Genomic DNA, 13,401 nt, shown 5'->3' on the forward strand with positions numbered 1-13,401 from the left:
AAAGCACCGTTTTATTGAACTTTCAATCTTAAACAAGTTCACTGATTCTAAAGAGTTTACTTTTTCCGTACACTTAAAAAGTTTACCATATATACCCTTTTTCACCCCCATTTTGAAGTTAAATTCATATGGCCCGATTGACTGTTTTACTCCCCTTTCACTGAAAACCCAATTTTTGAGAAATAGAAATTTACTACATTTAAAAAAGTTCAAATAAGCGATAGTAATGCACTAAAGGAAAAACAAAATTTATAATGTGGTTTAACATAGTAAACGTCTTTACAATTTCTATTGATTTAATTTTACTTTTCATACTTTTTTCACTTCCAGCAAAAAGAACAGAGAAAAATAAATCTTTAATACTTCTACTTAACGCCTTACTCATACATCTTTTGGCTGAGCAATTGCTAATCAAAAGTTTAATTTCAGTTTACACATTTTCAATAGTTACAGTTTCTATGGTCATAATATATGGTCCTTCTTTATATTCCTATACAATGAATCTTTACGGATTAAAAACAAAAGGCGTAGGTTACCATATTTTTTTATATGAACTGATATTGCTTTTTATATGGTATATGAATCTATATTCAGATTATATTTTTCCTCAATGGGCATATAGTCTTTATTACACCAGTATATTAATAGTATATTTTTTATTTAGTCTTTCAGTAATTGAAAACAATAAAAAAGAATTTGATAGGAATAATTCATGGTCTATATGTTTAGGTGTTGGTTTTGGAGTACTGGTGTTGTTACAAATTATGGAATCATTATGGATAAATTTCAATCGGGTTTCAGCAATTGAAACTGCTTATTTGTTTACCATGTTGCAAAACGTTTCTTGTTGTCTTTTTATGTTAATGACCATTAAGCAAATCGTTACAAATCCTCAATTATTCTCTGGAGTACAAATTCGGATTTTAAATTCATCTAAAGCGGGCATTAATATCCAAGAACTAAATCTAATCTTGGAATTTGTCAAAACAAAAAAGGCCTATAAGGACCCTAAACTTAATCGTCACATTATTTCTGATGCTACTGGACTAAACACTAACTTAATTTCAAAAATTATCAATTCAGCTTTCGGTAAAAATTTAAATGTGTGGATCAATGATTTTAGAATTGAGGAGGCAAAAATTTTTCTTAAAGAGACTTCATTAAGTATAAAGGAGATATATTTTGAGGTTGGTTTTAATTCTAAATCTGCTTTCAATAATTCTTTTAAAAAGAAAGAAGGCCAAACACCTTCTGAATATCGATTAAGGCACAGTTAACTATTTCGTGAATGCTTAATGCATTTTTTGGTTCTGAATTACACTTCAAAACCATTACTGCCATTTTATTGGTTTTTTTTGAACTTCAAAAATTAAGTTAGCTGCCATGAAATTCAAACTAAGCTAATTATTTACGTTAACACCATTAATTGATGCTTGCATACCAATTTAACCACCAAGTGTATAAGTTGTAACAATTGCCACTCTTAATGCTCTTGGAGGTTTAGCCTTAGATTAATCCGAAACCTTGCAACTAAGAAGTAGTAGAAAAACACTCCGAGGGGTGCAATTAATGAGGAAATAGGTTTAATGACATTGAGTGAAAAAAACAGTGTACTCCGTGGTTATGTGAAGAAATCGCGGCCGTTACAATTGAATAGAACTAATCCATGCATTGTAAAAAGAATATGAGTATTAAAGTCAGTGATTTTTTAAGAGTAACAAGCATATTAACCATGTTGGGTTTAATCTTGACTTCTATTGGATGCAATAAAGATGATAACCCACAATCGTCCATTGATGATCAACCATCTAATTCAGAAAATTCTTCTTATAACTATTCTATTCCTGAAGAAAAACAAGATGGTTGGTCAATTGCAAGTGTTGAAGATGTTGCAATCGATAAGATTTTGTTAGAGGAAGCTATCTCAAAAATCGTTGATGGCAACTTCGTGAAAATTTCTTCCGTTTTAGTATCTCGTGATGGTAAGTTAATCGTTGATGAACTATTTCGAACAACTTTGGATAATAATGATGCTGCAGTACGCAACACGAACTTGAACATCCATACAATGCAATCAGCTACAAAAAGTTTTACTTCAGCACTTATGGGCATTGCAATTGACAAGGGCTATATAAACTCAATTGAGACAGGTTTTTACACCTTATTCCCTGAATACGGTAGTTTTGAAAACTGGAGTGATAGTAAAAATGATATCACCTTAGAAAATGTCTTAACCATGCAACATGGTTGGCAATATAACGAGTGGGACTATCCGATAGAAAGTGATCAAAACACCCTATTTTTTATATACCGTAATTACTCAGATTTTGTAAAAGGCCTGTTAGACTTGCCCATGTCTTCAGAGCCTGGTAATACTTTTGTTTATTCTACCATGGCTTCTCATGCCCTGGGAGCCGCTATTAGTAGTAAATCCAGTAAAAGTATTCCAGACTTTGCACAAGAATACCTTTTTGGACCTATGCAATTTGGTACAACTTACTGGCTTTTTAGTCCAGCTAATAGGGCAATGACCGGATGTTGTTTATTTATTTCAGGAAGAGATATGACAAAACTTGGCCAGCTCTATTTAGATGAAGGTAGATGGAATGGAAAACAACTAATATCATCCGATTGGATTGAAAAATCTATAACCAGTGCTGTCCATTTAGATTTAGGGTTTACGGATGGATATGGTTATCAATGGTGGATGAAAGAATTTAAAGTAAACGGACAATCTATGGACAGCTTTTTTGCGGCGGGTAATGGTGGTCAATTCATTTATGTATTTCCAAGTTTAAATGCTGTAATTTCTTTTACCGGAGAAAATTACGGTTCTCAAACTATGTATCAAGTCACATCCTTACTCGAAGACTACCTTTTAAAGGCATTTAAGTAAACCTATCGGAAATAGATAAAAGTTAACAACAAGTAAAGATTTGAGATGAATAAAGTAAAAGATAATGTCTTGGTAAATATCTATGGGTATTTTGGACTTACAATTTTAATTTCATGGAGTCTTTGGAGCCCTTTGTATATCTCGGAAGAGATAAATGAATTTTGGGTCCTTCCCGGTGCTTGGGGACCAACCATTGCAGCAATCCTGTTAACATTGGTAAATTCAGGGAAGGTTGGGCTAAAGAAGCTGCTTAAAAAATTACTCATCTGGAGAGTGAATGTTAAATATTACCTATTCGCAATTTTTGGACTTCTAATCATAGGATTGGTTTCTGTCAATGTTTATGTTATTCTAGGAGGTAATTTACTTGATATTGCAGTGGTTTTAGAAGGAATGGGAATAGATAATGGGGATTTTGGTTTAGCACTGTTGTTACTTCCTGTTTTCTATTTGATCAATACCTTGCTAGGTGGTCCAATTGCTGAGGAACTGGGATGGAGAGGTTACGCTCAAGAATTACTACAGAATAAATACAGTCCCAATGTCTCTGGTCTCATAATTGGATTTATATGGAGCATATGGCATTTGCCCCTATTCATTTTTTTACCTAAAGCGGTAGGCTCAATGCCCATTTGGTTTTACATTCCTTTGATGACTTCAATGGGATTGGTATTCTCTTGGTTATACAATAAAACCAATGGAAGTGTTCTCTTGGCCATTTTACTTCATGGAGGAATGAATTTCACACATGGCTTTCTTGGGGCAGATGTTTTTAAAGATTTGAAACTGCTTTCAATTCAAGTTTTATTAATAATCATTTTGACTATTGTACTCTCAAGAAGAAATACCAAAATACATCAGTATAAGGCGGGTGAAAGTCTGTGAGCTTGTAAAATTCGAGTTAGCAAGTCCTATTATGCCAAATCAATGATTAAAACAATCGAAATGGTAAAATTATTAATGTTAATATGATTAAAAAACAACTACCCTTAACCATCTTAAATCTGATCTTCATATTATTTATTTTCAAGTATGATAAGGTTAATGCACAAGAAAATTACAGAACAATGCCATTTACGCATTCGCCTCTGCATGCTATGAAAGGTGCTTTGAAAATTTCTGATGCAAACGATTCTATTGCTATATATAGTTTTAAAACAGAAAATAAAAAGTTAAAAAGTATTATTTATCAATTAAACGGAGAACCAAAACCTTTTTACGAAAATTACACCTCGAGCGCTTTTGTTTTTGCATCAATAAATGAGTTCGAATACAGAGAAAATGAAATTATTGTTAGGCATTTTGACCACCTACTAAGACCTTATAAAGATAAACCAGCCATCTCTAAATACAAATTAGATGGTAAAGGGAGGGTTATTCATCTAGCTTACTTTGATAATGATGGAAATGCAACAGAATTAAATGGAATCCACAACTATAACTGGAAGTATTTAAAAGACAAAATAGGTGAGGTTAGATACAACAATGACGGGACAATTCAGCCTATTAATAGTTGGTTTCCTTATGAATGGGTTCTTCTGGAATTTGATAAGGATGCTAATCTCATCTCGATCATAGAAACAGATGAAAACTGGAACGCTAAAGACGATTCAGTTATGATTCAATTTAGCATCGAAAGCAATGAAATTACAAAGTGGGTAGCAATTAATACAAAAACTAATCAAAAAACAAGTAATACTGGCTCAGGTGCAAGTGAAACACGTCATGATTATGACTCCAATGGCTATTTAATTAGAACTAGATTCTTTGACACGAAAGGTAATAGAATTAGATCTAAATGGGGGCATATGGGGTTCGTTAGGAAGTATAACAATTATGGTAATCGACTGAGTTATAATTTTATTGGCATGAATGACAAAAAAATAGTATCGGCTAGAAAATACAGTGGGCAAAAGTTTGTTTGGGATTCAAAAGGTCGATATAGAATACTCACATATTATATAGATACAGAAGGAGAGCCAATGGTGAGACCAGCTGTTGGGTACTCCCAAATTGAATATATTTATGATACTGATGGTGTAGAAATAGGTAAAGTGTTTAAAGACATTGAAGGAAACATTTTTTGCAAAGAAAATATGAAATCATTTATACTTTTAAAAAATCACGACAAGAAATTCCAAAAAATAAACATCTGTAGTTAGTTGCGACAATATAATTATTTAAAAAACCAAGTAGATAAACAAGCGATGTTCTTGTGCTATTCTGCAAGCATAGCATCATATTTCTTAAACTCTTTTGTAACGGCAGATATTATTATCTTCCTAAATTGCATATTAAATGATTCTGGTAAAACAATAAGGTTGGAAGGCATCTATCATACTGAAATTCTATTTTTTTATCACAGTAATTCTATTTTTTCTGCAAAAGATATTAAGGAAGTTCAAATAAACCATTAATCAATGGGATCAACCGAGAGAGAATTAGGGATACTTATAGAGTCATTTGCTGATTTTCTTGAAAGACTATTTGAGGGCAACGGAAATATTGAACCCAGTGAGAAGGAATTGGAGAAATTATTGATATATCAAGGCAACCTTTCTCTTAATGAAACATTGGAACTCTCCTTCTCAAAATTGTTGATTAAACTAAAAAATATAAATACTAAGGAACTGGATAGACTTGCCGTATTTCTCTATGGCAAAATGATCAATGATAAAACCAATTCGGTTGAAAGATTAAAGAGGACCATTATACAGCTAATGAATTACCTTGATGATGAAAGGGATGAGTTTTCACTGGAAAGGAACAATATTAATAATTCATTACTTCATAACAAGTAAACAAAGTTCAAATAAACAATTCCCTGGCGGACACAAAGAAGCTAACACAATTTCGTTGGAAACCGTAATTGGTGTTTATGAAAATTTCATTTTATATCATTTTAATCTTATGTATTGCAATTAGTTGCATTGGTCAGACTTCAAAACTGGAAACAAACGATAAGTTGATCATGAACAAGTTAATTGATGCGCTTGCCTATCCAACTCTGCCACCACCATCCTTGGATTCTAATGATACGATAATGCCCCAGAGAATTGTAGATTCCCTTCTTAATGTAAAAATGGACGTCGGAATACATCCTAACATGTATGGTGATTTCGACTCATCAACCATAAATCTTCTCCCAGACACATATAAGGAGTTAATGAATTCCAATAAAACCGATGCTAAAATTATCACTGACCTTAAAGGGGTTGAAAGTCTAAGGGGTCATCATATCGAACTGGTAGACACGACCCAAACGGATGAGTTGACCGGTTTCTATAATGTTGACATACTTTTTCACTTTTCAGCCATTACATATAATTCTGATAAAACAAAAGCAGTTCTAGAATTGGGGACAAGTAAAGGAATATTAAATGGCAGTTCAGGGATTCTTTGCATGGAGAAACGGAATGATGAATGGACCATAGTAGAATCATTTGGTACAAGCATATGGTAAAGAATGAATTTTTTCAAGTCTAATCTTGTAATATTGATGCTCTCATAGATATAAATTCATATAGCGAACTACAATCCGTATAGCGATTTCCAATTGCATAATTATGCCCATCCCACAAAAACACCATAATCGTCTTTAAACAAAGGTGTTGGCTCTCTTATAAAAAAATATTGCATCAGTCATTTAAAATAAGTCTAAATTAATTTGCCAATCAAATGGCTGGAGAATATATTTGCCGCAACAAACTATTTACATTTAATCTAAATAAAATTAAAATGGTAAAGAGATTCTTTGTGTTGGGTATGACTGTAGGTCTTTTGGCTTCTTGTTCCAACGATGATTCTGACGATGTTGACCCAATAATCGCCATTGACAACCCTACTACTTATATTTTTGAAAGAAATGGTGAAAGTTCGGTGAGTTTTAGTGGACAGACCACCCGTATTTTAATGGCGGAGGAGATTATTTCCAAACTTCAGGATGAAACCACCACCGAGCAGATATTAAATGACATGTTCGCACACGTGGAAGGTGCCAGCGATTTTTCCGATGCTGATTTGAATGCATCCGATAAAAGTGTGCGAAGCAAAACAGCGGCTTCATTCGATTATTTTTCTGGGAATGCTACCAACCAGGCGCTAATCCGTGCCGATTTTGAGAATTGGATCAAGATACAAGTAGACGAGGTGTACCCAAATTGGAACACTGCTGCGGCAGCTGGCACCGCCGGTCAGATTGCGGACGGTTCCTCAACAAGATACGTTACCGCAGAAGGATTGGAAATGAACCAAGTTTTCAATAAGTCTTTAATTGGCGCCTTAATGGTAGACCAAATTCTGAACAACTATATCAGTTCAAATGTGCTGGATCCATTTGAGGAAGCCAATGACGCCGGAACTTTGGTCGAAGGCAAGAATTACACCGATATGGAGCATGATTGGGACGAAGCCTATGGCTATGCCTTTGGTACAGCTCAAAACTTAGCAGACCCAAGACCAACCATTGGTGAGGATGATAGTTTTTTAAACAAGTACATTGGTCGTGTTGAAGGTGATACGGATTTTGCAGGCATCACCGAAGACATTTACCAAGCCTTTAAATTGGGACGTGCTGCCATCGTTGCCAAAAATTATACGGTTCGCAACGAACAAGCAGAGATTTTACGGGAACTGATTTCCGAAATAATCGGAATAAGGGCCGTGTATTATTTGCAACAAGCCAAGAACGCGATTGACCAAGAGACACCCGATTATGGTGGGGCCTTTCATGATTTGTCTGAAGGGTATGGCTTTATCTACAGCTTACAGTTTACACGCAAACCCGGTACAAACGATCCTTATTTCACCAAAACCGAAGTGGATGCCTTCTTGGCCGACTTAATGGATGATGGCGCCAATGGACTTTGGGATGTAACACCGGCCACTCTTGATGCCATTTCCGAAGCCATTGCGGATGAGTTTGATTTTACGGTAGCACAAGCCGGAAGCTAGTACGCAACGAATTCCTTAAAAGTGACAAACAAAAAGAGGTGGTCTTGTTTCAATTCCACCTCTTTTGCTATCTTTGACTCCTGTTTAATTGGAATAAATAAAAATAAAAGCGATGAGGAAATATTGGTGGGCTTCAATTGTGGTTGCTTTGGTTGTTTGGGCCTGTTCATCGGATGGTTCTACTGACCCAGTAGGAGGGACAGACGATGATGATGTAACGGTGACCTTTGATAGAGGTGCTATGTTGGTCAACTGGGCAGATAACATTATACTTCCATCGTATAAAGCATTTGAAACCGAGCTTTCCAGTCTAAATTCAGCCTATGAAGCCTTTTCTCAAGATAGAACGGTTGACAATCTGGTCGCTTTTAGAAGTGCATGGGTCGATGCCTACACCGCATGGCAGACCGTATCCATGTTTGAAATCGGTCCTGCGGAATCCATTGGATATCGATTACAGATGAACACCTATCCTGCGGATACAGATTTGATAGATTCCCATATTTCTTCAGGCAACTACGACCTTGCCCTTCCAGCCAACCGAGATTCCAAAGGTTTTCCTGCCTTGGATTATCTTTTAAATGGATTGGAAGCTGATGATATTAGTTTGGTGGCGCGCTGGGAAAGCGGTGTTGAAGCCGACAATACGATGGAGTATATTGGGGATTTGTTGGAGGATATGACAGCGCTGACCACTGACGTAGTCTCAGGATGGGAAGGTTCCTATCGCAATACTTTTGTCAATAGTGATGGCTCCTCAGCAACGGCCTCCGTAGACCGGTATGTAAATGATTTTATCTTCTACTACGAAAAGTTTTTACGGGCCGGTAAAATGGGAATTCCATTGGGGGTCTTTTCTGGAACTCCTGCACCCAACACCATTGAGGTCTACCATAAACCGGATTTGAGCAAAGCCATGTTTCTGGCAGGCTTGAAGGCTGTACAGGATTTCTTTAACGGGAAGCACTTTGGTAGTGCCACAACAGGCGAAAGTTTGGCTTCCTACCTGGATGAATTGAATACAGTAAAGGAAGGGGATGATCTTGCCCAATTGATAAATGATCAATTCAACGAAGCACGTAACATGGTTACGGCATTGGGCACTTTTAAAGATGAAATTGAGAACAATTCTCCGCCCACCAATATGTTACTGGCCTATGATGAGGTACAACGAGTGGTTCCTATGTTAAAAGTGGACATGGTATCGGCTATGAGCATAAGTATTGATTTTGTGGATGCCGATGGCGACTAGATGGAGCTGACCCTTAATAAATACCTGCAAAAAAATGTTGAGGCCGCCCCTTTGGCGGTCTTTCGTATTTTTTTTGGGATTATGATGTTGGGGAGCATTATTCGGTTTTGGGCGTATGGATGGATTGAAAAACTTTATCTGGAGCCCCAATTTCATTTTTCATACTATGGTTTTGAATGGGTGAAGCCATTGGGAATGGCAACATACGTTCTTTTTGTGCTCTGTGGGCTATCCGCCCTTGGAATTGCTTTGGGGTATAAGTATCGGATTTCTGCGGTGGTCTTCTTTCTCTCTTTCACTTATATCGAATTAATGGACAAGACCACCTACCTGAACCATTACTACTTTATAAGTGCCGTTGCCTTTCTCCTTATTTTTTTACCAGCCAACACGTATTTTTCATGGGATGCAAAAAAAAATAAGGCACTTGCTTTTCAATATGTACCCAAATGGAGTATCGATTCCATAAAACTGATGTTGGGAATTGTGTACTGCTACGCAGGTTTGGCCAAATTGAATTCCGATTGGTTGCTCAGGGCCATGCCCTTGAAAATATGGTTGCCGTCCAAGTTCCATATCCCGCTTATCGGAGATTTAATGACCAAGGAATGGGTGCACTATGCATTCAGTTGGGGTGGAGCTGCCTATGATTTGGCAATTCCGTTTCTCCTTCTTTGGAGCAAGACCCGATATGTAGGTTTCTTTTTGGTGGTAATCTTTCATGTGTTAACCAGGGTGTTGTTTCCCATCGGTATGTTTCCGTACATCATGATCGTATCTGCCCTTATCTTTTTTGATGCCGGGTTTCACCATAAAATATTGGAATTTATTTCCAAAGCATTCAAATTCAACAAAAAACTGTTTGATAACGGAAAGGCCCTCATCATCAATAAAAAGCCGGTCAACCAACTAAGGTATGGCGTTCTTTTGCTGTTTTTCGCAGTACAACTCCTTTTTCCATGGCGTTATCTGTTGTATCCTGGAGAATTGTTTTGGACAGAGGAAGGGTATCGTTTTTCATGGCGTGTCATGCTTGTGGAAAAATCAGGCTATGCGCAATTTAAGATTGTGGACAAGGCCACTGGAAAATGGTTCTATGTGGACAATACCGATTTTTTAACTCCATTTCAGGAAAAACAGATGGCGTTTCAGCCTGACTTTATTTTGGAGTATGCCCACTATCTTGCACAGCATTTTGAAAAGGACGGCCACAAAAATATAGGGGTGTATGTGGAGTGTTATGTAGCCTTGAACGGCAGACTGAGCCAGCCCTACATTGACCCCAAGGTGGATTTGACCCAAGAACAGGATTCATTTAAACACAAAACGTGGATAGTACCATTTAAAGATGATATCAAAGGAATTTAAGAGTACATTTTTTCTTTTTTTATTGGTTTCCATAGCATGGGGACAACAAAGTATTACAGGTGTTGTAACCGATTTGGAAGGGAAACCGTTGGCCCAGGCCGAAGTCTATATCAAGGAGCTTCAACAATTGCAGACTACCTCGGAAACAGGTAGTTTTCAATTCATTGATGTTCCCTCCGGGCGATACAGCATCGTGGTTTTCACCTTTGGTTTTCAGGTGTATGAAAGGGCCTTGAACCTCAATGAAGAGGTGACGCTGAACATCGCGCTACAGCCTATAGGAGAACAACTATCCGAAGTGATTTTGACCAAAGAACGGGAAAAGGTCTTTGCCCTGCAACAACTAAAAAGGGTGGAGGGCACGGCCATTTACGCCGGAAAAAAGAGCGAAGTGGTCTTGGTGGATAATCTTACGGGAAACTTGGCGGCCAACAATGCACGGCAGATTTACGGGCAGGTTGTGGGATTGAACATTTATGAAAATGGCGATGCAGGACTACAGCTAAATATTGGGGGAAGGGGATTGGATCCAAACAGAACGGCAAATTTTAATGTGCGGCAAAATGGGTATGATATCAGTGCAGATGCTTTGGGATATCCAGAAAGCTATTATACCCCTCCGGCTGAGGCGTTGGGCGAGATTCAGGTGGTACGGGGAGCGGCCTCCTTGCAATATGGTCCCCAATTTGGTGGATTGGTGAATTTTAAGTTCAAAAAACCCAATCCCACCAAAGAATTGGAGTTGGTATCCCGTCAAACCGTGGGCTCTTACGATCTCTTTACCAGTTTTAATAGTTTGGGCGGTACCGTTGGCGAGTTCAGCTATTACACCTATTTTAACTACAAACAGGGCAATGGATTTCGACCCAATACCAATTTTAACAGCAGAAACTTTTTTGGTCATTTTGGATATCAATTATCCGATAAAACAAAGTTGACCGCTGAGGCGACCTTGTTCAATTACCTTACCAAGCAACCTGGAGGATTAACGGATGCGCAATTTTTGGAGGACCCTTCGTTCAGTAACCGAGACAGAAACTGGTTCAATGTGGATTGGAAGCTTTTTTCGCTCCGACTCGATCATCAATTTTCTTCAAAAACCGATTTTAGCTTAAACCTGTTTACGCTTGATGCTACCCGAAACGCTTTGGGATTCAGGACCAACCGGGTTTCGCAGCCCGATGACCCCAATGAACCCAGAGAGCTTTTGCAAGACAATTTTCGGAATTGGGGTGCAGAGGCTAGACTGTTGACGCGGTATAAAATCAAAGAAAAAGATGCTGTGCTTTTATTGGGTTCAAAATATTACCAATCCTACAACGAGCAAAGACAGGGGCCGGGGAGTACTTCCAGTGCTCCGGAATTTGTTTTTGAGGATGATGAATTCCCGAATTATGAAAGACAGTCGCAATTTGATTTTCCGAATTTGAACGTAGCGGTATTTGGAGAAAATATCTTCAATATTTCAGACCGATTCTCCTTAACCCCCGGCTTTCGTTTTGAATACATAAAAACCGAAAGTGAGGGCAGTTACAGGAATATTGTGTTGGACTTGGCCGGCAACCCATTGTTGAACGAAGAAATCCCGGACAATAGGACTTTTGAAAGAAGTTTTGTGCTTCTTGGCCTTGGGGCAGGGTATAAGATTTCACCACAAGCAGAGCTATACGGGAATTTTTCACAAAATTATCGTTCAGTGACCTTTAATGATATTCGGGTTGTAAACCCCTCATTCCAAGTTGATGAGAATATTTCGGATGAGGATGGATTCACCGCCGATTTGGGTGCGCGTGGCCGAGTGGGGGACTTGCTCAATTATGACGTAAGCGTATTTGGTCTGTTATATGATGATCGGTTGGGGGAGGTTTTGAAAATTGAAACGAGGACCAACGCCCAGGGGGAGCTTGTGGAAACAGGCAGAATAGTTCGTTTTAGGGGAAACATTGGAACGGCATTTATGTATGGTTTGGAGGGTTTTGCCGATTTAAATCTTAAAGAACTGTTCCCAATTGAAGATGATCGATTAAAATTGAACTACTTTGTGAATATGGCCCTGACAGAATCTGAATACCTGTCCTCAGAGGAAAATAATGTAGAGGGCAATCAGGTGGAATTTATTCCCAAGGTAAATGTAAAGACAGGACTGAATTTTGGATACGGCAATTTCTTGGGAAGTCTACAATATACCTACCTCTCCGAACAGTTTACGGATGCCACAAATGCTCCGCAGGATGTCAATGACAACCAAAGGGGCATCGAGGGTTCCATACCCGCCTATGACATTCTAGATTTTTCATTGTCCTATACCTACAAAAACTTTAAATTGGAGACCGGAATCAATAACCTTTTGAACAATTCATATTTTACCCGAAGGGCAACGGGATATCCGGGTCCGGGAATACTACCAGCAGAACCAAGAACCTTTTATACAACCTTGCAAATAAAGATTTAAACCATTTACAATTATGAAAATCATTAAAAAAATACTCGTCGCTTTATTGGTCTTATTGGTGATTATCCAATTTTTTCGGCCAGAAAAAAACATTTCTACCGAACCTGTAGCCACAAATTTTGAAAGTGAAACCCGACCCGATACGGAAATAGTTGCCATTTTGGAGAGCAAGTGCTATGATTGTCATAGTAATAATACAGAATATCCCTGGTATGCCGAAGTTGCTCCCGTTTCCTTCTGGATTGATGGTCATATTGAGGAAGGAAAAGAGCATTTCAATGTTTCGGATTGGGCCTCGTTCAATGCCAAAAAGAAAGCCCATAAAATGGAAGAATTGGCGGAAGAGGTTGAAGAAGGAAAAATGCCGGAAGACTCCTATACATGGATGCATGGGAATCTAACGGAGGAAGAAAAGGAGAAACTGATTGAATGGGCAAAAAAAGTCCAGAAAAATCTAGAAGAGACGGAATAAAAATATAA

General features: G+C 37.8%; 11 protein-coding genes. All 11 read left to right on the top strand.

What is annotated here, in order from left to right; translation table 11 throughout:
• Positions 1-254: 254 nt before the first annotated feature.
• The 11 genes from ACFOWS_RS03575 to ACFOWS_RS03625 all read left to right on the top strand — a co-directional run bounded on the left by ACFOWS_RS03575 (position 255) and on the right by ACFOWS_RS03625 (position 13,393).
• On the top strand, positions 255-1,277 hold the full coding sequence (locus ACFOWS_RS03575; protein ID WP_379762609.1) for a helix-turn-helix domain-containing protein: 1,023 nt from the start codon (positions 255-257) through the stop codon (positions 1,275-1,277).
• Between the two features lie 407 nt (positions 1,278-1,684).
• Positions 1,685-2,896 carry a serine hydrolase domain-containing protein gene (locus tag ACFOWS_RS03580; RefSeq protein WP_379762610.1) on the top strand — a complete coding sequence of 404 codons (1,212 nt, stop codon included), beginning with the start codon at positions 1,685-1,687 and terminating at the stop codon, positions 2,894-2,896.
• A gap of 45 nt (positions 2,897-2,941) precedes the next feature.
• A complete protein-coding gene (locus ACFOWS_RS03585) occupies positions 2,942-3,781 on the top strand; it encodes a CPBP family intramembrane glutamic endopeptidase (RefSeq protein WP_379762611.1) in 840 nt (279 codons plus the stop codon).
• Between the two features lie 83 nt (positions 3,782-3,864).
• Positions 3,865-5,058: a hypothetical protein gene (locus tag ACFOWS_RS03590; protein ID WP_379762613.1), complete on the top strand. Its 1,194-nt coding sequence runs from the start codon at positions 3,865-3,867 to the stop codon at positions 5,056-5,058.
• A 258-nt stretch (positions 5,059-5,316) separates the two neighbouring features.
• Positions 5,317-5,697, top strand: coding sequence for a hypothetical protein (locus ACFOWS_RS03595; protein WP_379762614.1), 381 nt, complete (start codon positions 5,317-5,319; stop codon positions 5,695-5,697).
• Positions 5,698-5,867: 170 nt separating this feature from the next.
• The gene (locus ACFOWS_RS03600; RefSeq protein WP_379762615.1) at positions 5,868-6,359 is read left to right on the top strand and encodes a hypothetical protein; all 492 of its coding nucleotides are present in this window, start codon (positions 5,868-5,870) and stop codon (positions 6,357-6,359) included.
• 275 nt (positions 6,360-6,634) lie between these two features.
• Positions 6,635-7,849, top strand: a complete 1,215-nt coding sequence (locus ACFOWS_RS03605) for a DUF4856 domain-containing protein (RefSeq protein WP_379762617.1) — start codon at positions 6,635-6,637, stop codon at positions 7,847-7,849.
• A gap of 112 nt (positions 7,850-7,961) precedes the next feature.
• Positions 7,962-9,101: an imelysin family protein gene (locus tag ACFOWS_RS03610; RefSeq protein WP_379762618.1), complete on the top strand. Its 1,140-nt coding sequence runs from the start codon at positions 7,962-7,964 to the stop codon at positions 9,099-9,101.
• Positions 9,102-10,469, top strand: coding sequence for an HTTM domain-containing protein (locus ACFOWS_RS03615; RefSeq protein WP_379762619.1), 1,368 nt, complete (start codon positions 9,102-9,104; stop codon positions 10,467-10,469).
• The gene (locus ACFOWS_RS03620; RefSeq protein WP_379762620.1) at positions 10,450-12,921 is read left to right on the top strand and encodes a TonB-dependent receptor domain-containing protein; all 2,472 of its coding nucleotides are present in this window, start codon (positions 10,450-10,452) and stop codon (positions 12,919-12,921) included. The genes ACFOWS_RS03615 and ACFOWS_RS03620 overlap by 20 nt, the downstream gene beginning before the upstream one ends.
• Positions 12,922-12,934: 13 nt before the next feature.
• Positions 12,935-13,393, top strand: coding sequence for a heme-binding domain-containing protein (locus ACFOWS_RS03625; RefSeq protein ID WP_379762621.1), 459 nt, complete (start codon positions 12,935-12,937; stop codon positions 13,391-13,393).
• Positions 13,394-13,401: the final 8 nt, after the last annotated feature.

It is taken from the genome of Flagellimonas marina (genome assembly GCF_042651185.1).
GTDB classification, from domain to species: Bacteria; Bacteroidota; Bacteroidia; order Flavobacteriales; family Flavobacteriaceae; genus Flagellimonas; species Flagellimonas marina.